This window comes from Mycolicibacterium neoaurum (assembly GCF_036946495.1).
Classification (GTDB): domain Bacteria; phylum Actinomycetota; class Actinomycetes; order Mycobacteriales; family Mycobacteriaceae; genus Mycobacterium; species Mycobacterium neoaurum_B.
On record NZ_JAQIIX010000001.1, the window covers coordinates 1,106,269 to 1,128,269 of the forward strand.

Annotated in this window: 17 protein-coding genes; 11 read left to right on the top strand and 6 right to left on the bottom strand. The window is 67.7% G+C overall.

From position 1 onward, the window contains the following. The first annotated feature begins 117 nt into the window (after positions 1–117). Entirely contained in the window at positions 118–1,257 is a 1,140-nt protein-coding gene (locus PGN27_RS05170; RefSeq protein WP_335325118.1) for a beta-mannosidase, read from the top strand. Positions 1,258–1,341: 84 nt separating this feature from the next. Then, the gene (locus tag PGN27_RS05175; protein WP_335325119.1) at positions 1,342–2,703 is read left to right on the top strand and encodes a styrene monooxygenase/indole monooxygenase family protein; all 1,362 of its coding nucleotides are present in this window, start codon (positions 1,342–1,344) and stop codon (positions 2,701–2,703) included. Here PGN27_RS05175 and PGN27_RS05180 read toward each other — a convergent pair. Beyond that, positions 2,692–3,420 carry an SHOCT domain-containing protein gene (locus PGN27_RS05180; protein WP_335325120.1) on the bottom strand — a complete coding sequence of 243 codons (729 nt, stop codon included), beginning with the start codon at positions 3,418–3,420 and terminating at the stop codon, positions 2,692–2,694. The two genes, PGN27_RS05175 and PGN27_RS05180, sit on opposite strands and share 12 nt — an antisense overlap. A gap of 81 nt (positions 3,421–3,501) precedes the next feature. On the opposite strand from PGN27_RS05180, the gene PGN27_RS05185 reads away from it, so the two are divergent. Continuing rightward, a complete protein-coding gene (locus PGN27_RS05185) occupies positions 3,502–4,575 on the top strand; it encodes a class I SAM-dependent methyltransferase (protein WP_335325121.1) in 1,074 nt (357 codons plus the stop codon). A gap of 10 nt (positions 4,576–4,585) precedes the next feature. Here the strand turns inward: PGN27_RS05185 and PGN27_RS05190 are convergent, their stop codons facing one another. From PGN27_RS05190 to PGN27_RS05200, 3 genes are read right to left on the bottom strand one after another with little or no spacing between them, the layout of a single operon-like run. Further along, entirely contained in the window at positions 4,586–6,139 is a 1,554-nt protein-coding gene (locus tag PGN27_RS05190) for an acetolactate synthase large subunit (RefSeq protein WP_335325122.1), read from the bottom strand. Further along, a complete protein-coding gene (locus PGN27_RS05195) occupies positions 6,139–7,221 on the bottom strand; it encodes an NAD(P)H-dependent amine dehydrogenase family protein (RefSeq protein ID WP_335325123.1) in 1,083 nt (360 codons plus the stop codon). Before PGN27_RS05195 ends, PGN27_RS05190 begins: the two co-directional genes overlap by 1 nt. A 10-nt stretch (positions 7,222–7,231) precedes the next feature. Then, complete coding sequence (locus PGN27_RS05200) at positions 7,232–7,774, bottom strand: hypothetical protein (protein WP_335325124.1); 543 nt, start codon at positions 7,772–7,774, stop codon at positions 7,232–7,234. 64 nt (positions 7,775–7,838) lie between these two features. Here PGN27_RS05200 and PGN27_RS05205 point away from each other — a divergent pair, with 64 nt between their 5' ends. The 3 genes from PGN27_RS05205 (at position 7,839) to PGN27_RS05215 (ending at position 10,328) form a co-directional block, all read left to right on the top strand. Continuing rightward, entirely contained in the window at positions 7,839–8,579 is a 741-nt protein-coding gene (locus PGN27_RS05205) for an SDR family NAD(P)-dependent oxidoreductase (protein ID WP_335325125.1), read from the top strand. After that, complete coding sequence (locus tag PGN27_RS05210) at positions 8,579–8,986, top strand: hypothetical protein (protein WP_335325126.1); 408 nt, start codon at positions 8,579–8,581, stop codon at positions 8,984–8,986. The genes PGN27_RS05205 and PGN27_RS05210 overlap by 1 nt, the downstream gene beginning before the upstream one ends. Positions 8,987–9,068: 82 nt before the next feature. Continuing rightward, positions 9,069–10,328, top strand: a complete 1,260-nt coding sequence (locus tag PGN27_RS05215) for an IS30 family transposase (protein WP_418888537.1) — start codon at positions 9,069–9,071, stop codon at positions 10,326–10,328. Positions 10,329–10,376: 48 nt separating this feature from the next. On the opposite strand, the gene PGN27_RS05220 is transcribed toward PGN27_RS05215, so the two are convergent. Further along, positions 10,377–12,110, bottom strand: a complete 1,734-nt coding sequence (locus tag PGN27_RS05220) for a hypothetical protein (RefSeq protein ID WP_335325128.1) — start codon at positions 12,108–12,110, stop codon at positions 10,377–10,379. Between the two features lie 369 nt (positions 12,111–12,479). Here PGN27_RS05220 and PGN27_RS05225 point away from each other — a divergent pair, with 369 nt between their 5' ends. The 4 genes from PGN27_RS05225 to PGN27_RS05240 are packed head-to-tail and all read left to right on the top strand — an operon-like array spanning position 12,480 to position 17,774. Further along, positions 12,480–14,798, top strand: coding sequence for an AAA family ATPase (locus PGN27_RS05225; protein ID WP_335325245.1), 2,319 nt, complete (start codon positions 12,480–12,482; stop codon positions 14,796–14,798). A 10-nt stretch (positions 14,799–14,808) separates the two neighbouring features. Then, the gene (locus tag PGN27_RS05230) at positions 14,809–16,221 is read left to right on the top strand and encodes an NCS2 family permease (protein ID WP_335325129.1); all 1,413 of its coding nucleotides are present in this window, start codon (positions 14,809–14,811) and stop codon (positions 16,219–16,221) included. After that, positions 16,218–16,922: a TVP38/TMEM64 family protein gene (locus PGN27_RS05235; RefSeq protein WP_335325130.1), complete on the top strand. Its 705-nt coding sequence runs from the start codon at positions 16,218–16,220 to the stop codon at positions 16,920–16,922. Before PGN27_RS05230 ends, PGN27_RS05235 begins: the two co-directional genes overlap by 4 nt. A gap of 48 nt (positions 16,923–16,970) precedes the next feature. Then, positions 16,971–17,774, top strand: coding sequence for a transglutaminase-like domain-containing protein (locus PGN27_RS05240; protein WP_335325131.1), 804 nt, complete (start codon positions 16,971–16,973; stop codon positions 17,772–17,774). Here the strand turns inward: PGN27_RS05240 and PGN27_RS05245 are convergent. After that, positions 17,753–18,727 (bottom strand): beta-propeller fold lactonase family protein, encoded by a 975-nt coding sequence (locus PGN27_RS05245; protein WP_335325132.1) that lies wholly within the window; start codon positions 18,725–18,727, stop codon positions 17,753–17,755. The genes PGN27_RS05240 and PGN27_RS05245 overlap by 22 nt on opposite strands. Positions 18,728–18,948: 221 nt before the next feature. Here PGN27_RS05245 and PGN27_RS05250 point away from each other — a divergent pair, with 221 nt between their 5' ends. After that, entirely contained in the window at positions 18,949–21,819 is a 2,871-nt protein-coding gene (locus tag PGN27_RS05250) for an MMPL/RND family transporter (protein ID WP_335325133.1), read from the top strand. Positions 21,820–22,001: the final 182 nt, after the last annotated feature.

Sequence of the window (22,001 nt, forward strand, 5' to 3'; positions counted from 1 at the left end):
CAAGCCCGTGCGACATTTCGCCAAATTGACGCGCATTTTCCCTGGTGCCGAGTTGCTAAATCTGCAGTAGCTGACTTGTTGCCCGAAGCGGGTGTTCGGCGGGGTTAAAGTCAGCTCATGGCTCGCCCGTGGTTGCGTACCCTCACGGCGTGCATCGCCGTGGCGCTGACCGCTGCGTGCTCGGTGCAGTCACCCCAGCAGCCGATCCCCACCAGCTCGGGCGCGCCCCAGCCGCTGGCCGCCACCACGTCGACGACGGCCACCCTCGGGGTCGAGGGAACCACGCTCACCCTCAACGGAAAACCGTGGTGGCCCATCGGCCTGAACGCCTATCAGCTGGGCACCGACTGGTCCATCAACGCCGGGTGCGGTGCACAGGTCGACCTCGACACCTATTTCAGCCGGCTCCCACCGCACTCGCTCACCCGGTTCAACGCCTTCTCCAGCCTGGCCGTCAACAAGTACACCGGGATGCTCGACTTCACCGCACTGGACGCTGTGGTGCGCGCCGCCGAGCGGCACGGTCAGATGCTGATCGCCGTGCTCTCCAGCAACGAGGGCAGCTGCGAGGACGACACGTTCAAGGAGTACGGCTGGTATGTCGACGGCTGGAACACCCACCGGTCACCGGGCACGACGATGACCTTCGCGCAGTGGCTCGACACTGCAGTGACGCGATGGGCGGCCTCACCCGCGGTGGCCGGCTGGACCGCCGTCGGCGAACCGGAACCGTCGCTGTGCACCGATGACGGATGCACCTGGCAGGCACGGTCGTGCCCGCCCGATTCGGCGCAGGTGCTGCGCCAGTTCTACGACGCGACCGGTGCCCGCATCCACGAACTCGACCCGGGCACCACCGTGTTCAGCGGGCATGCCGGCGGTGGCCAATGCGGGTCGGCCGGCGACTCGTTCGAATACGTGAGTGCCTCGCCGGGCATTGATGTCCTGGAGTATCACTTCTACGAGTCCACCGACTCGCTGCCGGGAAACCAGTACGACGGGCTGGCCCGTCGTATGCAGCAGGCCCGGGCGCTCGACAAGCCGCTGGTGATCACCGAGGTCGGCATGGAAGCCGGATCGTGCGGTTCGGTCGGCGATCGTGAGCAGGTCCTGCGGGAGGCCTTCGGCGAGATGCGCGATCAGGGTGCGGCCGGGGTGATGTTCTGGTCCTATGTCCCCGACCCGCGACCCGGCGAGTGCACGTTGGACATCGGCCCCGCCGACCCGCTGATGCGGCTCGTCGGCAGCACCACATAGGTCCCCACCAGACAAGCCCGCCTTTTGCGATCAGGCTGAGCCTGTTGCTGTCGATCCTGCGCCTCGGCACCGATAGTGGTGGCCATGACGACTTCCAACGGACGCTCCGCGGCCATCATCGGTGCCGGCCAGACCGGCGTGACAGCCGCGCTCGGGCTGCTGGACAACGGATTCGACGTCACCCTCTACAGCGACCGCGAGCAGCATGCGCTGCGCAACGATGTGCCCGCCACCGGGACCGCGCTGATCTTCGGCAAGGCCCAGCAGGCCGAGGAAAGCCTGGGACTGAACACCTATCTGGCCACCGCGCCCACCTCGACCGGGCAGAGCGTCCGCGTCGTCGCCGACGATGCCGAGGCGATCGCATTCGACGGCTGGTTCGACGGTGCCCGCGGTGTCGCGGTCGACACCCGGCTCAAGGCCGACGACCGGCTGACCCTCTTCGGCCGTCGCGGCGGCCATTTCGTGGTCGAGTCGGTGGATCCGCAACGACTCGACACCATCGCCGCCCGCGCGGACCTGACGTTGGTCGCCACCGGCCGCGGCGGGCTCTCGGCGCTGTTTCCCGTCGATGGCACCCGCACCGCCTACGACCGGCCGCAGCGCTCACTGCTGGCGTTCTCGGTCACCGGTCTGGGGCATGGTCCCGATGTCTTCGCCCACCGGGGTGTCGGCGGCGGGAGCCACCACGCGTTCACCGTCGTGGCCGGGCAGGGCGAATCGTTCTGGGGGCCGTATCTGCACAAGGACGCGGGCCCGAGCTGGGCCTTTCTCGGTTGGGCACATCCCGGCAGCGACTGGGATCGGCGTTTTGCCACCGTGACCGACGCGGTCTCGGCACTGCAGGTCGCCACCGGACTGCATCACGATTACATCGACTGGGACCTGCCGGAGGTCAACCAGTTTCGGGTCATCGACGAGGATCCGCACTCGTGGCTGACCGGGGCGGTCACCCAGGTGGTCCGTAAGGCGGTGGGCAGCACGGCCTCCGGCCATCCCGTGTTGGCCCTCGGTGACACCGCGATCTCCTATGACCCGATCGCCGGACAGGGCGCCCAGGGCGGCCTCATCCAGACCGCCGGTCTGGTGCACAGGGTCGCATCCCATGACGGTCCGTTCGACACCGAATGGCTGACGGCATCATTCGAGGATTTCTACCGCCACCGCGGCCGCGCCGCCCAGCGCGTCACCCGGCTGTTCCTGTCCGACCCCGCCTTCGCCGACTACGGCAGCCTGTTCTTCGCCGCCGCGAGCGCCAGCCCGCGCTTCGCCGGGAAGTTGGTCAGCCTGCTCGACGACCCGACCCCCTTCGAGTCGGTGACCTCCGCGGACGCGGCCAAGGCGCTCATCACGGAGCTCGCCGGCGAACCCGCCGACGAGGTGGTGGCCCGGTTCCGGCCCGCGGGTCGGTTCGAGCGATCGCAGCTGCTGTCATCAGCCGCCTAGCAGCCGACGTTTCTCGGATTCGAATTCGGCCTCGGTGAGGGCGCCGGAGTCGCGCAGCGCCGCCAGCGTCTTGAGGCTTTCGAGGCGGATCCCGTCATCGGTGGGGACATAGGCTTCGGGGACATAGGAGGCAGCCGCCTCGCCGAGGGTGAAGGTCGGCGCAATCGGCCGCGATCTCGCGCGCCACCGCGCGGCCCACACCCTCGCGATGACCAGGTCGACCAGTCCGATCCCGAACACCGCGGCACACCACCACGGCGCGTGGCCCAGCGGACTGCCATGCCCGAAGGCCAACCGCGGCCTGACAAAGGCGCTGACGTCACCATCGGTGCGCACGGTGTAGGTGCCCGCCTCGGCAACCCTCGCCACCCAGACCCGGACCCTGGCATCGTTGTTGACCGTCGTTGTGCCACCGATGTTTTCGACCACCTCCGGCTCCGGCACCCCGGCCGGCGGATCGATGGCCATCCGCATGTCCGGGATCGGCAGACCCGCGCCGCCGGCACTGCCGATAATCTGTGTGTGGAAGCTGATGTTCACCTCACCCGACGGCAGGTGCAGCTCGGCCCGGCCGGGGATCGGCACCTCACCGTAGGCGTCGTACCTGTCCAGCACGAAGGCGTTGAGGATCAGGGTGGTGACGAAGCCGATCCCGGCGGCCACCATGATCAGCACGGCGACGAAGGTGAGCAGCCGTGGCGCGGTGGCGGGACGCATGGCGGAAAGTGTGGCACGCCTGCCAGCACCGCTGCCGGACATCGGCGGCGCACCGCGGCCGACGGTACTAACCTCACGAGAATGCCCGAGTCCAGTGTCGTGGTGCGGCCGATCCCGGTCGGCAGCGGTGACTACAGTGCCAGCTCTCGGTTGCAGGCGGCCGGGCTCAAGCAGGCGATGCGGCTGTTCGAGGACGCCGCCGCGGCGGTACCGATTCCGCAGCCGCCGCTGCCCATCGTCATCGCCGACTACGGCGCGGCCAACGGCCACAACTCGCTGTTGCCGCTCAATGCGGCGATCACCACGCTGCGCGGGCGGACCCGGCCCGAGCACTCGATTCTGGTGACGCACACCGATGTGCCGGAGAACGATTTCAGCGCGCTGTTCCGGGTGCTGCGCGCGGACCCGGACAGCTATCTGCGTCGTGATCCCGCGACCTTCTCGTCCGCGGTCGGACGGTCGTTCTACAGCCAGATCCTGCCGGCCAACACCGTCAACCTCGGCTGGTCGGCCTGGTCGATCCTGTGGCTGAGCAGCATTCCCGCCGTGGTGACCGACCACATCCATGCCTCGCTCAGCACCGATGACACCGCACGACTGGCGCATGAGCGGTTGGCGGCCAGGGACTGGCACGAGTTCGTCGCCTATCGCGGCCGGGAATTGTGTCCTGGCGGGCGCGTGGTGGTGATGACGATGGCCATCTCCGCCGACGGCGAGTTCGGATACCGAGCGCTGTTCGAGGCGCTGATGGCCGAACTCAGCGAACTGGTGGCCCGCGCGGTGATCACCGCCGACGAACTCAGGCAGATGTCGCTGCCGATCGCCGGTCGTCGCACGGCCGATTTCACCACCCCGTTCGCCCCGTCAGGACGGCTGGAACAGCTCACGATCGAGCACCTCGAGGTGTTCGATGCCGAGGACCGGTTCTGGCGCCAGTACCAGAAGGACGGGGATGCAGTGGCTTTCGGGGCGCAGTGGGGTGATTTCCTCCAGGCCGCGGTGATCCCGGTGTTGACCGGTTTCGTCGCCGCCGAACGCCGATCGGCGTTCGGCGCGGCGCTGCAGTCGGGGGTGGCGGCCAGGATGGCGGCCGAACCTCAGGAGACCCAGATCCCGATGGCCCAGATCGTCCTGCACAAGAAGCCGCGCGGCTAGCCCCGCCAGATCACATGAAGGCGGGGACGGCCGCGTCGATCAGATGCGGTCCCGGCTCGGCCAGCGCCGCGCTGAACTGTGCCGCCAGCTCCTCGGCGGTGGTGGCACGCGTGGCCGGCACCCCGAAACCTGCTGCGATGGCGACGAAGTCGATATCGGGGTTGCCGATGTTCAGCAGGGATCGGGCCTTCGCACCGGCGCCCTGGTCGCCGCTGCCTGCCCCCACCCTGGCCAGCTCCATCTGCAGGATCGCGTAGGCGTGGTTGTTCAGGATGACCACGGTGATATCGAGGTTCTCGCGCGCCATCGTCCACAACGCCGAAATCGTGTACAGCGCACTGCCGTCGGCCTGCAGCGCGATCACCGGCCGGTCCGGGGCGGCCACCGCGGCGCCGACGGCCACCGGCAGTCCCTGCCCTATCGCGCCGCCGGTCAGCGTCAGCACATCGTGGGCCGGCGCACCGGCGGTGGACGCCGGCACCAGCATCCCGCTGGTGTTGGCCTCATCGGAGATGATGGCGTCCGGCGGCAGCAGCGCACCGATGACCTGCGCCCAATTCGCCACCGTCAGCGGTCCTTTCGGCAGCTCCGGCCGGGGCGCATCGGGCAGCGACAGTGGTCCGGCACCGAGTTGATCGGCCAGCTCGGCCAGTTCGTCAGGCGCCATCACATGGGTCTGCACGCCGATCGGAACCAGGCCGCTCGGCTTGCCGGGATAGGCGAAGAACGCCACCGGCGCCCGCGCCCCGACCAGCACCAGGTGCGAGGCGCCGGACAGTTGCTGTTCGGCCTGCTCGGCCAGATAACCGAGCCGTTCGACCGCAGGTATCCCCTGGCCGCGGCGGAGGCGGGCCGGGAAGGTTTCCACCAACATGCGAGCGCCGGTGGCGGCGGCGATGCGGGCCGCGGTGGCCAGCCCGGCCTCCGTTGTCGCGGCACCACCGAGTAGCAGGACCGTCTCGGGGCCGTGCGCGCGCAACGCCTCCAGGGCCGCCTCGGCACCGGAGCGCGCGTCGTTGCCCGCCGCCGCGGTGGGCGTGACGAGTTCGCCGGGGCTCTGGGCGGTGCCCCACGAGTAGTCGGCGGGCAGAACGACCGTCGCGATGCGTCCTGGTGGTCCGGCCGCGGCGGCGATGGCGGCGTCGACGGCCGGGGCCAGTTGCGCGGCCGATTCCGGGCGGAACACCACTCCGTCCGGCCAGCCGGCCAGCGCCTCGATATCGGACTGCAGCGGGGCGTCGAATTCGACGTGATGGGTGGCGTGGTCGCCGACGATGTTGACCACCGGGGTGTGGGCGCGCCGCGCGTTGTGCAGGTTGGCCAGCCCGTTGGCCAACCCCGGTCCGAGGTGCAACAGGGTGGCGGCCGGGTGCCCGGCGATGCGCGCATAACCGTCCGCTGCGCCGGTGGCCACCCCTTCGAACAGGCAGAGCACGGCCCGCATCTGCGGTGTATTGTCCAGTGCGGCAACGAAATGCATCTCCGAGGTGCCCGGGTTCGCGAAGCACACGTCCACCCCGCCGCCCAGCAGTCGTTGCAGGACGGTATCCGCGCCGGAAGCCATCAGCGAATGGTACCGGCGCCCGGGATGAGGGGAAGATCCAGTGCGGTCACCCAGCCGGGCGGGAGATCGTTGACGGCCGGCACGGCGTTGAGCGCCCGCAGTCCTGTCGCCAGGCACCCCGCCGCGGCGGCGTCCCGGCCGGAACCGTCGGTGAACCGGAACGCGGTCTCCTGCGAGATGCTCGGTGTGCCCTCGATATCGACGCGGTACACATCATTGTCGTTGCCGGTCGGCCAGTCCGGGGCCGCGTCCAGGCCGATCCGGTTGACATGCTCGAGCTGGATGCGGGTGGCACCCCGATAGCGTCCGTTGATGGTGAACCGGACCGCGGCGACGTTGCCCGCCTCGATGACCCCCTTGGCCGACGGACGGTCGGTCGGGGTCACCCATTTGTCCCAGGTCGTGGTGATCTCGTCGAGGGTGATCCCTGCGGCATGAGCAATCATCGGAACCGTTGCGCCCCAGGCCATGATCAGGATCTCCGGGCTCTCCAGCAGCGGACGGTACTGCGGCGGGCGCCCGATACCCATCTCGAACTCGTAATCACCGGTGTAGTTGGTGTAGTCGAGCAGTTCGGAGGCCCGTACGGTCCTGACTTCCGAGCACAGCCCCATCAACGTCAGCGGGAACAGATCGTTGGCGAATCCGGGATCGATCCCGGTGGTGAAACAGGATGCTCCCCCGGCCGCGCAGGCGTCGGTGATCGGTTGGATCCAGTTGGGCGGGTTCAGATGCATCGCGGGCCAGACCCACGGGGTCATGGCCGTGGAGACGACATCGATTCCCGCGCGCAGGAAGTGACCGATCAGGTCGATGTTCGCATCGGCCTGCGCGGCGGTCGGCCCGTAGTGCACCAGCGCATCGGGCCGCAACGCGATGAGGGCATCGACGTCATCGGTGGCGATGATCCCGAGTTGGCGGCCCAGCGCGCAGAGGTCACCGACATCGCGGCCGGCCTTCGCCGGATTGCTCACCCCTACCCCGACGAGTTCGAAGTTCGGGTGGGTGACGATCTCGCCGATCACCATCGACCCGACGAAACCGGTACCCCACACCACCACCCGCTTGGGCGACGCGCTCATCGCGGCAGCCCTAGAAGCACCGGCGCAGGCCGCCCGGCTCGCAGATCAGCGGGTACTGGGTGATCGGGATCGGCAGCGGATGCGCATAGGTCAGGGTGAACGGGAACTTCTGCATGGTGGCGTTCAGCCCACACACCTGGTTGTGGGACACGGTGCGCATGCCGGTCATCGTGATGGTGTTGAACGCGAACGTCTCGAACAGCGCCTGGGTGCTGCCGTCCGGACAGGTCAGCCCGTCCACCGAGTTGATGTTGTAGCTCCACTGCCCACCCACCAGTTTCGCGATGCCACCCTTGGCGACGCTGTTGGGTGTCGAACTGATGGTCAGCTGGCAGGCGACCGGGTCGCGGATCTCGACGCGCAGGTCGCCGACGACGGGCACGCAGACCGGGTAGATCGACCACGCCGCGTCGGGCAGGCCCTCCTGTTTGAAGGTGTAGACCCCCTCCAGCACCTGCTGTTGGGGGTTCGCCCCGGCCGGTGCGGCCGAACCGATCATCGCCACACCAGCGGCCAGCAACACGGCACTGAACAATCCGCGAAGTATGTTCACACGTCGCAGTATTGCAGGGCGCTTCTGGCCCGTCCGGCGTTTGCCCCGTGAGAGGGTGCCGGGTATGACCTCATTGGACGGAAAAGTCGCATTGATCACCGGGGCGTCGGCCGGACTCGGCGCCGCAACGGCCACCCTTTTCGCCGAGCGCGGGGCCACGGTATACGGCGTGGCAAGGGACACCGACCGGATGGCCGAGGTGTTCGGCAACGTGCCGGTCGGCCGGTTCGGCTCCTATGACATCTCCTCCGCCGAGGCCTGTGCGCAGGCGGTGGCCGACTGCGTCGAGGCGTTCGGGCGCATCGACGTGCTGGCCAATGTGGCCGGTTTCCACCAGATGCGGCGCACCGCTGACGTGACCGATGCCGACTGGGCAACCGATCTCGCGGTCAATCTCAATGGGCCGTTCTATCTCAGCCGCGCGGCACTGCCCCACCTGCTCGCCGCCGGCGGCAATATCGTCAACGTCGCATCGGTGGCCGGTGTGGAGGGCGAGGTGTACTCGGCGGGGTACTGCGCGGCCAAGCACGGGCTCATCGGGTTGACCAGGGCGATGGCCGTGGAGTTCACCAGAGAGACGCTGCGCGTCAACGCGGTCTGTCCCGGCGGGATGCTCACCGCGCAGGTCACCGACTTCTCCGCACCCGAGGATGCCGACTGGGAGCTGATCATGCGGATCGCCGCACCGCGCGGAATGATGGATCCCGTCGACGTCGCCAAGACCATCGCCTTCCTGGCCAGTGACGACGCCGCCGCCATCCATGGCGCGGTCTACCGGGTCGACAACGGAAAGGGCGCCGACTGATGAGTGAGATCGATACCGGCACACAATCGGTCGGCACCGTCGGCAGCACCGAGGTGCAGGGTTCCATCGGCACAGTCGGCAGCACCGCTGTCGTCGGCTCGATCGGCACCGTCGGCAGCGCCGGGATCGCCGGGTCCATCGCCACGGTCAACAGTGCGGGTGTCGCGGGTTCGATCGCGACCGGTGGAAGTGCCGGGGTGGCCGGCGGATTCGCCGTCGTCGGCACCGCCTTCTCGGTGTTGTGCGCGGCGCTGGTCGGCTGCGTCGCCTGCATCGCATGCGTGGCCTGCCGCAAATGTGCGGCGTGTGTGGCCTGTGCCGGCTGCGTCGACTGCGTCGGTTGTATCGGCTGCGTGAACTGCTCGGGCCTGCGCGGCGCGGTCGGTCTGCGCGACGTGCACGCCTGAGGATGCCGAGTGGCCAGTTATGGCACACCATTGGCTGGCGGTTTCAAGGGGTGGTTGCAACAGGTCCCTGTGAGGAGCTGTTGTGCGCCCGTCCAAATCGTCTCGTCTTCGTCGTCGGTTCTGGGAGGAAATCCGTAGCGGGTTGATCGTGAGTGAAGCCGCTGTGGCAGTCGGCGTGTCGCTGAACTCGGGTTCGCGGTGGTTTGCCGATGCTGGCGGGGTGAGACCTCAGTTACCCGATGGTCAACCTCGCCGGCGGCCGCGACTGTCCTTTGAAGAGCGCGAGGAAATCGCGTTAGGAGTGGCGGCCAAAGAATCAATTCGGTGTATCGCTCAACGCCTTGGCCGGGCGCCGTCGACGATCTCGCGGGAGATCGCTGTCAACGGCGGATGCCGAGGTCGTACGGGCTATCGGTCCCGATATCGCTTCGGTGCGTCATGGCGCGGTGGGCACGATCCGCGTCCCCGCTACAAGGCCACTGTCGCGCACGACCGCAGCGTCACCCGCGCCGCACGACCGAAGCCGCGCAAGCTGGATCTGTGCACGACCCTGCGTGAGGTGGTGCAGACTCGACTCACCGACGAGTTTCACAGTCCGGCCCAGATCGCTGCCCGGTTGCGGCTGGACTTCCCTGATATTGCGGAGATGTGGGTGTCACACGAAGCGATCTACCAGGCAATATACGTCCAAGGCAAAGGCAATCTGCGGCGCGATCTGCACACCTACCTGCGGACCGGGCGTGCGATACGCCACCCGCGCAGACGACCCGGGCAGCGCCGCGCACGTATCCCTGGCATGGTCAGCATCAGTGAACGGCCTGCCGAGGTCGAGGACCGCGCCATCCCCGGGCACTGGGAGGGGGATCTGATCATCGGAAGCACCGCCTCCGGGTCGGCGATCGGCACTCTGGTGGAACGCAGCACCCGGTTCACCCTCTTGTTGCACCTGCCCGGTGATCACACCGCGGCGACCGTGCAAGAGGCGATCGTGGCCAAGATGGGCCAGTTGCCGGCGCTGCTGGGTAAATCATTGACCTGGGATCAGGGCAGCGAATTGGCCAACCATCTGGCCATCGCTGAGGCGACAGATCTCGACATCTATTTCTGCGACCCGCACTCACCATGGCAGCGCGGAACCAACGAAAACACCAACGGTCTGCTGCGCCAATGGTTTGCCAAAGGCACTGACCTATCGGTGTTTCCCCCCGACTACCTCGACTACGTCGCCACCAAACTCAACAACCGACCCCGCCAGACACTGGGCTGGAAAACACCAGCCGAAGCACTCCACGAACTACTCTGCAACCCGACCGATTCACCCACTGTTGCAACCACCCCTTGAAACCGCCGCTCCTTGGCGTGTCATAACTGGCCGCTCGACAGGTTGCTACTAGATCCTCCGCCGCCGACCCAGCAGGGCGGCACCGCCGACGGCACCGAGGCTCAGCACCGCGCACGCCACCGCCGCGGTGATCAACAGCGTCTGGTTGCTCCCCCCGGTGGCCGGAGCCTCCTCGGCGGCCAGCCGCAGCCGATAGTCACCGGGCAGCGGACCTTCCCGCGGTGCGTCGAGACCCGGGTACTGCTGAGTCCGGTGCACCTCGAACATCCGCTCGCCGCCCGCGCTCTGCTTCCACACACCCCAGGCCGGCGTCGCACCGTCGAGCAACACCCGGCGTTCCCCGTAGCGGGCGTCATCGCCGATATCGACGACGCGCTGCACGCGGAAGGGTTCGTACACCGCGTCGGAGTAGCGGACCTGCACCGGCACATTGTCGTAGCGGAACAGCGGCGGCGGGGGCGGCGGCGCGATGGCCCCGATATTGGCGATCGTCGGGATGAACCCGCCGCCGAAGAAGCTGCCCACGGCCACCCCGACCGCGGTGCTGACCACGGTGTTGACGGTGTTGAGCACCACCGCGGTGAAGCTGTACGCCGCGAGGTCGGCCACATACATGACCATCCGCTGCAGCGGCGGGATCGTCACCACGCGCGGCTGATTCTCGTACTCGTAGACGATGCGCACCGGGTCGCGATAGGGGTTGACGATCATCGGCCGGTAGAACTCGTCGTACTGGACCCAGTCCGGGCTCCACTGCCGCACCCGGTTGTCCCAGTCGCGCTGGTCGGCGCGCAGCTCACGCTGGTCCGCACGCAGCTGGCGCTGATCCTCGCGGAGTTGGAGCTGGTCCTCGCGCAGCTCACGGCGCTCCTGTGCCAGCCGATCGCGCTCCTCAGCCAGACCGACCAGCGATGACAGCGCAGCCAGGTCCTCGACCTTGGCCGGCTCCGGCTTGACCTCGACCGGCGCGGCCTTGCTGGCCAGCACGACATCATCGGCGGGGGCCTCCAGCACGGCGGGCTTCACGGTCTCGATGACGCGGGCCATCGGCTCGACTCGTTCGGTGTCGGTGGGCTGCTCGGTTTCCGCGGTCGGCTCGGTCGACCCGGTCGATTCGGTGGGCTTCTCGGTGCTGGGAGTTGCCGGGGCGTCGGTGGTCGACTCGGCCGGCTTCTCGGTGGTGGGAGTTGCCGAGGCGTCGGTGCTCGACGGCGGCGGGGTCTCGGTGCGCGCCCCGCGGGTGGCGGGCTCCTGGGTCGCGGGCTCCCGGGTGCCGGGCACAGCGCTTGTGGACGGCACAGCGCTGGTGGACGGCGGCGTGACCGACGTGGTCGTCACCTGGGCGCTCGAACGGGTGGTGGTCGTCTCGGGTGCCCGGGTGGGCTGCGGGGCAACCGTTTCCGGCACAGGCGCCGTTGCGGGTGCCCGGGTCGGCTCGACCGCGCGCGTCGGCACCGGAGCCTGGGTAGTGGCCGGAGCCTGGGTCGGGACCGGAGCCTGGGTCGGCACGGGTGCGACAACGGTCGTGGCGGCCGGGGCGGGAGCCTCGGCGGTGACAGCGGGCTCGGCCTCGGAGCGACCGCCTGAGCCGGCCTCGGCGCCACCACCGGCAGGCGAGGGTTCCTCGACGACCGTCGTCTCCACGACCGCGGTCTCACCGGAACCCGGCTCGGCCAGCGCGGGCGTCACCCCGACGGTCAGCGCGGTCAAGGACATCACCACGGTGGATGCCACGCCGGCCACCAGGCCGCGTCGCAGGAACTCGTCACGTGCGGCACTCATGGTGCATCGACTCCTCGAAGATCAGGAGCAGGGCAATTCTCAGCCACTACTGCGGTTCGCAGTCATCTCCCCCGACACCGGCCGTACGGCCCAGCAGCTGTCTCGCATGGTTCATCGCTGTGGACGCCCCAGCGTTACATCCGGCGTCTACCTGATTTCAGCCCCTGACGCGATGCGTCACACAGAACTGAAGCCAGGTACGTCCCGCCCGCCGGAGAGCTACCGGAGTTCAGCCGTCGGCACCAAGACACCGGTGAGACGGAAGCCAGGTAGATCACGCGGTGGTCGGAGCCGACGCACCGCGGCATCTGACACCATCGTCGGGTGACGCCCCGCGAGTTCGTCCTGACCGACGAATTCCGCGACGCCATGGAACTGCTCGCCGGCGGCAGGCATCTGTTCCTGACCGGCAAGGCGGGCACCGGCAAGTCGACGCTGATCCGGCGGTTCATGTCACAGACCGACCGCACCGTCGTGGTGGCCGCCCCGACCGGGATCGCCGCGCTGAACGTCGGCGGCTACACCATCCATCGGCTGTTCGGCTTCACCCCCACCACCAGCCTGGCCGATATCAAAACCGGCAGCTACTACCCCGGCCGGTTCGCCCGCACGGTCAAGGGCCTGGACACCCTCATCATCGACGAGGCCTCGATGGTCCGTGCCGACCTCTTCGACAAGATGGCCGCCGCACTGCAACGGTACGGACCCGATCCCGGCGCCCCGTTCGGCGGTGTCCAGCTGGTCCTGGTCGGTGATCTGTACCAGCTGCCGCCGGTGGTCACCGAGGCCGAAACCGACTTCTTCACCGATCGCTACGCCACCCCGTACTTCTTCTCCGCGGACGCCTTCGACCGCGACGCGTTCCCGATGGTCTCACTCACCACCGTGTTCCGGCAGCTCGGCGACGACCGAATGACCGCCATCCTCAACGAGATCCGCGAAGGGGTGCTGCTCGGGCACGCGCTGGCCGAGCTGAACACCCGCACCGACCCGGAGTTCGTTCCGCCCGCCGACGAGTTCTGGTTGACCCTGGCGCCGACGAACCGGCTGGTATCGGCCCGCAACCGGCGGCAGCTGGAGCTGCTGCCCGGCGACGAGATCACCCACCACGCCCGCCACACCGGCGATCTGAGCCTGTTCGACCCGCCTGCCGATGAGACCCTGCGCTTCAAGGTCGGCGCCCAGATCATGATGCTGGCCAACGATCCCGCCGACCGCTGGGTCAACGGCACCCTCGGCAGGATCATCGCGCAGGTGAGCGACGGAACCGGCGTGGTCGTCGAGTTCACCGACGGCAGCCGCGCCGAGGTCACCCCCTTCACCTGGGAGGCGACCCGGCCCGTCGTCGACAGCGGCTCGCTGCAGCACGAGGTGTGCGGCACCTTCACCCAGCTGCCGTTCGCACTGGCCTGGGCGATCACCATCCACAAGAGCCAGGGCCAGACCCTGGACCGGTTGGTCGTCGACCTCACCGGCGGGATGTTCTCCTACGGCCAGCTCTATGTCGCACTGAGCCGCTGCACCTCGATGAGCGGCCTGGTGCTCAAACGGCCGGTGCTTCCCAAGGATCTGAAGACCGACCGCCGGATCGCCCGGTTCCTGCGCAGCGCCGAGCCCGACGACGGCAGCGCCCGACGCTACTGCGGTATCGGGATCGTCACCGTCGGCGAGGAGGGCAGGATGTCGCGGCCGAGGCCGGTCGAGCTGGCCGTGGCCTTCGACGACGGCACCGCGGTGAGCACGCTGATCAATCCGCAACGCGATCTGGCCGACGCGCGGTCGGCATACGGGATCAGCGTCGCCGACATCCTGCTTGCCCCGACGCTGGCCGAGGCATGGGGTGTCATCGCCCCGATGCTCAGCGGTTGCACCCCCGTCGGGCCGGGTATCGACGAGACGCTCGGATTGATCGACTTCGAGCTCAAACGTCTCGGGCAGACGGTGGTGATGCCGCTCGGGGCCGAGGCGCCCCGGGCCAGCCCCACCGGTGGCACCGCCCTGCGGCGTGCCACCGATGCGCTGACATCGTTCAGCGAAACCGGTGTCACGCCAACCGGTTCGACGCCGTTCGGCGATCCACCGGAATCACTGACCGGCCATCTGTTGACCCGCGATCCGGCCGCGACGCCGGTCTCGGCCCGGCTGCCCGCGCTCTCGGCGCTGCTCGATGTCAGCAGGTATGTCGGGCCGGCGCTGCTCGGCCTGCCGTCGTCCGCGACGCCTCCCCCGGACACGCCGTGGACCCACGCGGCCCGCCACTCGGTAGCCGCGCAGTTGCGCGCCGCCGCCGGCCGGATCCAGCCCACCGAACAGGTGTGGCAGCGCCTGCACGACGCCGAGGAACTGCTCGGCGTCGAGATCCTCGACCCGGCGCTGCGATCACACGCAGCCGGCCCCGATATCGAGGCGGTCCTGCAACCGGGCGCCCGGGTGTGTTTCACCGGGACCGCACTCGACGATGCCGGCCGGGAGCTATCGCGGGAGGAGATGATGCGCATCGCCGAGCAGGCCGGCCTGGCCCCGGTGAAGACCGTCACCAAGACCCGCTGCGAGGTGGTGGTGACCGCCGAACCCGGCAGCCAGTCCGGTAAGGCCCGCAAGGCTCACGAACTCGGCAAACCCGTGTTCACCGCGCAGGACTTCCTGCGATGGGCCCGCCACCGCCCGTCATCGCCGCGCACACCTTAAGGTCGAACCCGTGAACCGGCTGGACCGCTTCTTCGAAATCACCGCTCGCGGCTCGACGATCTCCTCGGAGCTGCGCGGCGGCGTCGTCACGTTCATCGCGATGGCCTACATCATCGTGCTGAACCCGATCATCCTGTCCGGGGCGCCCGACGTCACCGGCAACCAGCTGGGCTTCACCCAGGTATCCGCGGTCACCTCGCTGGCCGCCGGGGTGATGACCATCCTGTTCGGTCTCATCGCGCGGTTGCCGTTCGCATTCGCCGCCGGCCTGGGCATCAACTCGTTCCTGGCCTCCTCGGTGGTCGGCGAGCTCACCTGGGCCGAGGCGATGGGCCTGGTGGTCATCAACGGCATCATCATCGTGCTGCTGGCGGTCACCGGGTTGCGCAGGCTGATCTTCGATGCGGTGCCCATCCAGCTGAAGCTGGCCATCACCGCGGGCATCGGGCTGTTCATCCTGTTCATCGGGCTCGTCGACGCCGGTTTCGTCGCCTCCACCGGCGGCCCGTCACCGCCGGTCGGCCTCGGCAGCGGAGGCGCGGGATCGATCAGCAGCATCCCCACCGTGGTCTTCGTGTTCACCCTGCTACTGACCGGCATCCTGGTGGCCCGCAAGATCCGCGGTGGCATCCTCATCGGTCTCATCACCGGCACCGTCGTCGCCGTCGCCATCGAGGCCATCTGGCATCTGGGGTCGGCCACCGAGAAACCCGGGGGCTGGGGCCTTTCGGTGCCGACGCTGAGCGGTTCACCGTTCGCGGTGCCGGATCTGTCGCTGGTCGGCGAGTTCAGCCTCGACAGCGTCGGCCGGATCGGCATCCTGGCCGCCGTCATGCTGGTGTTCACGCTGGTCTTCACCAACTTCTTCGACGCCATGGGCACCTTCACCGGATTGTCCAAACAGGCCGGCGTCGCCGATGACAAGGGCAACTTCCCCCGCCTGCAGTCCGCGCTCGTCGTCGAGGGTGCCGGCGCGGTGGTCGGTGGCGCGGCATCGGCGTCGTCGAACACGGTGTTCATCGAGTCCGGGGCCGGTATCGGCGAGGGTGCCCGCACGGGATTGGCCAGCCTGGTCACCGGCACGCTGTTCCTGGCCGCGATGTTCCTGACGCCGCTGGCCGCGATCGTGCCCACCGAGGTGGCCGCGGCGGCGCTGGTGATCGTCGGCGCGATGATGGCCTCGCACCTGCGCGATATCGACCTCGCCGATTTCTCGATCGCGCTGCCGGTCGTGCTGACGGTGGCGGTGATGCCGCTGAGCTACTCGATCGCCAACGGTATCGGCGTGGGCTTCATCTCCTGGGTGATCGTGCGGACCGCGGCAGGCAAGGGTCGCGAGATCAGCCCACTGCTGTGGGTCGTCGCCGCCGGGTTCCTGCTGTACTTCGCGCGCGGGTGGATCGATTCGCTGATCGGGGTATGACCGTCGACGTCGAAAAGTCAACCCGTCGAACGCATCTCATCCGGCTGGCGCTGCTGGCCGCGTTTTTGCTCGGCCTGTGGTACCTGATCGGCATCAAGGGTGTCGTCGACTTGGAGGAGATCCGCGCCGGTGTCGCGGCCACCGGGCCCGCCGCCCCGCTGGTCTATGTCATCGTCTCGGCGGTGCTGGGCAGCCTGTTCGTGCCCGGTCCACTGCTGGCGGCGGGCAGCGGGGTGCTGTTCGGACCCCTGGTCGGTGTCTTTGTGACCCTCGGCGCCACCGTCGGCACCGCGACCATCGCCAGCATCGCCGGTCGGCGGGCAGGCCGGGACAGCACCCGGGCGCTACTTGGCTCCGAACGGGCCGACCGGATGGACGCGCTGATCTCCCGCGGCGGACTGTGGGCCGTGGTGGGCCAACGCTTCGTCCCCGGCATCTCCGATGCCGCCGCCTCCTACACCTTCGGCGCCTTCGGGGTTCCGTTGTGGCAGATGGTGATCGGCTCGTTCATCGGCTCGGCGCCGCGTGCCTTCGTCTACACCGCGCTCGGGGCCTCCGTCGGCGATCTGTCCTCGCCGCTGGTCTACGCCGCCATCGGGGTCTGGTGTGTCACCGCGGTCATCGGCGCTTTTGCCGCTCATCGCGGTCTGCGCGGCTGGCGGGCGTCGCGAACGCGCGGCGACAACTCCGAAAACGAATGATTCGGTCCTCGATTCGCACAATGGCCGCTTCTGCCGCATGATCGGTCCATGAAGCGCGATGTCGGTGCCGAGCTCGAGGTCGACATCACCGCCCCCACCACGCTGGAATTCCAGATCGCGGTGGCGCCGCACCCGGGCGCCGAGGTCTACGAGTCGCTGAGCTTCGCTCTGGACGGACAACCGATCCAGGCCCAGGAGATCACCGGAACCCACGGCAACCGCATCCACAAATTCGACGTGGGCACCGGTCATCTACGGGTCGACTATTCGGCCACCGTCATCGGCTACGCCGATCCGCCGCCGGTCACCGATCACGACCTCTCGGTGTATCTGCGCCCCAGCCGATATGCCGAGGCGGACAAGCTGTTCGGTTTCGCCGGTACCGAATTCGGCGATCAGGCCGAGCCCGCCGAGCTTTTGGAGCGCATTGCCGGCTGGGTCGGCCGCCGCCTGCAGTACGTCCCGGGTTCCAGCGACCCGATCGACGGTGCGGTGGACACCATGCTGGCCGGCGCCGGCGTGTGCCGCGACTATGCGCATCTGGTGGTGGCGTTGCTGCGTGCGGTCAAGGTGCCCGCGAGGCTGGTCTCGGTGTACGCACCGGGTCTGTATCCCATGGACTTCCACGCCGTCGCCGAGGCATTCGTGGACGGTCAGTGGCGGGTGGTCGACGCCACCCTGTTGGCGCCCAGGGAGAGTCTGGTCCGGATCGCCACCGGCCGCGATGCCGCCGACACCGCGTTCCTGGACAACCACAGCGGAGCGATCAACCTGAGTTTGCTCTCGGTGCGCGCCATCACCGACGGCGTGCTGCCGACCGATCAGATCGATCAGCTGGCCACCCTGCGCTGACGCCAGAAGTGCTCGACGCCATAGGTTTCGGCGCTCAGTTCGGCCAGCACCGCGATGCTGTTGCTGCTTCCCGTCGCCACGTAGACCACATCGCCGTCGGGGTGCACGGAGATGGCCGACGGGTTTCCACCAACCTTCATGGTGCGGATGACGGTCCTGGTGGCCGCGTCGAGCAGCGATACCGTGCCATCGCCACGGTTGGCGACGAACACCGTCGCACCGTCCGGGCCGACGGCGATCTCGGTGGGCCCCGAACCGACCGCAACCATATCGGTGACGGTGCGCGATCGCGCATCGATGACGGCCACGGTTGCCCGGCCCGGCGACCCCGCTCCGGCGTAGACGGTCGCTCCGTCGGGGCTGATGGCCACCGCTGCGGGCTCGTTGCCGACCGGGATGGTCGCGGTCACCGCGCCCGCGCGCACGTCGATCACCGACACCGTGCCGTTGCAGCGGTGGGAGTAGCCGCTGTTGGCCACCCACAGGCTGTCACCGGCCGGGCTCACGACCGCCTTGCGCGGCGCGGCCCCGACGGCGATCGTCGCCGACACGGTCATCGAATCGGTCCGGTACACCTTGATCGCGCCGACGGAGTCACAGACCGCGTAGAGCCACTCTCCGCCGGGGGCGATCGCCAGCGACACCGGTTGCGGGTCCTGGGCGATATCGGCGACGACGGTGCCGGAGACGGTGTCGATCACCGAGATGAACCCGTCACCGGGGCGCGCCAGGTAGACCCGGTCGCCATCGGGGTGTACGACGATCGACACCGGATCCGAGTTCAGGGTGACCGTGCGCAGCATGGTGTCCTCGGCCCTGGACACCACCGATACATCGGAGCTGTTGACGTTCGCCACGTAGATGGTGTTCCCGTCGGGCGCGATCACCAGATCTCGGGGATGACTGCCGACCGGGATGGTGGTCACCACGCTGTACATGGAGCGGCTGTACATGGAACCCCTTCCGGCCTACCGTGGCGCTGCAGGGCGCCACGGCATCGACTCTGCCGCCGTCGCGGTTCCCGGTGGTGAGTAGCGGGGTACTTGTTTCCGCCGCCGCGCGAAGACGAGATTGCCGTCACAGCACCACCGGTTAGGGCAGCCTGTCCTGCCGAATCGCGGCCAAATCTGGTAAGAACGAAGCACCTCTAACATGTCAGGAGGAGAGACCGGACGTGCCCGACTCTTCGGCGGCGACGGTCGTCACTCCCCAGCAAAACCGCGGCGGCATCGCCAAGTTCATCCGCAAGTACGCCGTGCTGGTCATCATCGGCTGGATCGCCGTGGTCGGCGTCATCAGCGCCACCGTGCCGCCGTTGGAGACCGTCGGACAGATGCGCTCGGTGTCGATGAGCCCCGAGTACGCGCCGTCGGTGATCGCTAGCAAGCGCATCGGTCAGGTCTTCGACGAGTACCGCTCGGACAGCCAGATCATGATCGTGTTGGAGGGCGAGGAGAAGCTCGGCGCCGACGCGCACTACTTCTACAACGATCTGGTCGACCGCCTGGAGGCCGACACCCGCCACATCGAGCATGTCCAGGACTTCTGGGGTGATCCGCTCACCGAGGCCGGCGCCCAGAGCGCCGACGGTAAGGCCGCCTACGTCCAGGTGTTCCTGGCCGGCAACATGGGTGAGGCGCTGTCGAACGAATCGGTCGAGGCGGCAAAACAGATCGTCGACGCGGTGCCGCCGCCGGCCGGGATCAAGGTCTACGTCACCGGCGGGTCGGCGCTGGTGGCCGATCAGCAGATCGCCGGCGACCGCAGCGTCAAGGTGATCGAGAGCGTCATCTTCGTCGTCATCATCACAATGCTGCTGCTGGTCTATCGCTCCATCGTGACCACACTGCTGGTGCTGGTGATGGTGGTGCTGAGCCTGTCCTCGGCCCGCGGCGTGGTCGCTGTCCTCGGTTACCACGAACTGATCGGACTCTCGACGTTCGCCACCCAGATGCTGGTGACGCTGGCGGTCGCATCGGCCACCGACTATGCCATCTTCCTGATAGGCCGATATCAGGAAGCCCGGTCGGTCGGCGAGGACCGAGAATCGGCCTACTACACGATGTTCCACGGCACCGCGCATGTGGTGCTCGGATCGGGTATGACGATCGCCGGCGCCATGCTGTGCCTGCATTTCACCCGACTGCCGTACTTCCAGACCTTGGGTATACCGATGGCGTTCGGCATGGCGACCGTCGTGCTCACGGCGCTGACGCTGGGGCCCGCGATCATCAGCGTCGCCAGCCGCTTCCGCAATGTGCTCGAGCCCAAGCGCGCCATGCGCATCCGCACCTGGCGACGCATCGCCGCCGGTGTCGTGCGGTGGCCGGGCGCGGTCCTGTTCGCGACCATCGCACTGTGCCTCATCGGCCTGGTGGCGCTGCCGGGCTACCGCACCAACTACAACGACCGCAATTACCTGCCCGACAACTTGCCCGCCCAGGAGGGTTTCGCCGCGGCCGAACGACACTTCTCGGTGGCCAGGATGAACCCCGAGGTGCTGCTCGTCGAGACCGATCGCGACCTTCGCAATCCGGCGGACTTCCTGGTGATCGACAAGATCGCCAAGGGCATCTTCGCGGTGCCGGGCGTGGGCAACGTGCAGGCCATCACCCGACCGCAGGGTGAGCCGCTGGAGTTCAGCACCATCCCGGCGCAGATGAGCATGAGCGGCGCCAGCCAGCAGATGAACAAGGCGTACATGGAGAACATGTTCGCCAACATGCTGGCCCAGGCCGACGATATGCAGTCCAGCGTCGACACGATGAAAAGCATGATGGCGCTGATGACGGAGATGAGCGCCACCACGCAGAGCATGGTGACCAAGTCCAACGAAATGGCCGTCGACATCGCCGAGTTGCGGGACAACATCTCCAATTTCGACGATTTCTTCCGGCCGATCCGTAACTACTTCTACTGGGAACCGCACTGCTACAACATCCCGATCTGCTGGTCTATGCGATCGGTGTTCGACGCCCTGGACGGCACCGACCGGTTGACGACGCAGTTCGAGGAGGTCCTGCCCGACCTGAATCAGATGGCCGCACTGATGCCGCAGATGCTGGAGGTCATGCCCGCACAGATCCAGTCGATGGAGTCCTCGCGGGACATGATGCTGCGGATGTACCAGACCCAGAAGGGCATCCAGGATCAGGGCATGGAGATGTCGGAGAACCAGAGCGCCATGGGTGAGGCGTTCAACGACGCCAAGAACGACGACACCTTCTACCTGCCGCCGGACATCTTCAACAACGAGGATTTCAAGCGCGGTATGAAGAGCTTCATCTCCCCCGACGGAAAATCGGTGCGGTTCATCATCTCTCACGCCGATGACCCGCTGACCCCGGACGGCATCAAGCTGATCGACCAGATCAAAACCGCGGCCAAGGAGTCGATCAAGGGCACGCCGCTGGAGGGGTCCAAGATCTACATGGCCGGCACCGCCTCGGCCTTCAAGGACATGCAGGAGGGCAATAACTACGACCTCATCATCGCCGGGGTCGCGGCGCTGAGCCTGATCTTCATCATCATGCTGCTGATCACGCGCAGTCTGGTGGCCTCGGCGGTGATCGTCGGCACCGTGGTGATCTCGCTGGGGGCGTCGTTCGGCCTGTCGATCCTGATCTGGCAGCACATCCTGGGCATCGAGCTGTACTTCATGGTGATGGCGATGGCGGTGATCGTGCTGCTGGCCGTCGGCGCGGATTACAACCTGCTGTTGGTCGCACGCATGAAGGAAGAGGTGCACGCCGGACTGAACACCGGGATCATCCGGGCGATGGGCGGCACCGGATCGGTGGTGACCGCGGCCGGGCTGGTCTTCGCGTTCACGATGATGTCGATGTTCGTCAGCGAGATGGTGGTGGCGGCACAGGTCGGCACGACGATCGGCCTGGGTTTGTTGTTCGACACCCTGGTGATCCGCTCGTTCATGACACCGGCGATCGCCGCGCTACTCGGCAAGTGGTTCTGGTGGCCCCAGCTGATCCGGCGTCCCGCGCGGACTTCTCCCCCGGCGGCACCACAGGAAACCGTCTCCGTCTGAGCCGAGCGTGCACCCGGCGCGCCGAAAACCCGGTCAGCAAAGGATTTTTACCAGAGTGGTGGAGCCCGAATACCGCCATTAAATGCACACTTACCTCGGAGTCGGCCCTTCCGTGCCGGTTCAGCGAAGTGTCCAGCAAATGACGGAAACCCGGCCGCGCGGAGTACGATCTTGAAACGACC

Bases quoted from the DNA above. Each gene is read 5' to 3' on its own strand.
- PGN27_RS05170 (WP_335325118.1), top strand. From the start codon at position 118: ATGGCTCGCCCGTGGTTGCGTACCCTCACGGCGTGCATCGCCGTGGCG.
- PGN27_RS05175 (WP_335325119.1), top strand. From the start codon at position 1,342: ATGACGACTTCCAACGGACGCTCCGCGGCCATCATCGGTGCCGGCCAG.
- PGN27_RS05180 (WP_335325120.1), bottom strand. From the start codon at position 3,420: ATGCGTCCCGCCACCGCGCCACGGCTGCTCACCTTCGTCGCCGTGCTG.
- PGN27_RS05185 (WP_335325121.1), top strand. From the start codon at position 3,502: ATGCCCGAGTCCAGTGTCGTGGTGCGGCCGATCCCGGTCGGCAGCGGT.
- PGN27_RS05190 (WP_335325122.1), bottom strand. From the start codon at position 6,139: ATGGCTTCCGGCGCGGATACCGTCCTGCAACGACTGCTGGGCGGCGGG.
- PGN27_RS05195 (WP_335325123.1), bottom strand. From the start codon at position 7,221: ATGAGCGCGTCGCCCAAGCGGGTGGTGGTGTGGGGTACCGGTTTCGTC.
- PGN27_RS05205 (WP_335325125.1), top strand. From the start codon at position 7,839: ATGACCTCATTGGACGGAAAAGTCGCATTGATCACCGGGGCGTCGGCC.
- PGN27_RS05210 (WP_335325126.1), top strand. From the start codon at position 8,579: ATGAGTGAGATCGATACCGGCACACAATCGGTCGGCACCGTCGGCAGC.
- PGN27_RS05220 (WP_335325128.1), bottom strand. From the start codon at position 12,110: ATGAGTGCCGCACGTGACGAGTTCCTGCGACGCGGCCTGGTGGCCGGC.
- PGN27_RS05225 (WP_335325245.1), top strand. From the start codon at position 12,480: ATGGAACTGCTCGCCGGCGGCAGGCATCTGTTCCTGACCGGCAAGGCG.
- PGN27_RS05235 (WP_335325130.1), top strand. From the start codon at position 16,218: ATGACCGTCGACGTCGAAAAGTCAACCCGTCGAACGCATCTCATCCGG.
- PGN27_RS05240 (WP_335325131.1), top strand. From the start codon at position 16,971: ATGAAGCGCGATGTCGGTGCCGAGCTCGAGGTCGACATCACCGCCCCC.
- PGN27_RS05245 (WP_335325132.1), bottom strand. From the start codon at position 18,727: ATGTACAGCCGCTCCATGTACAGCGTGGTGACCACCATCCCGGTCGGC.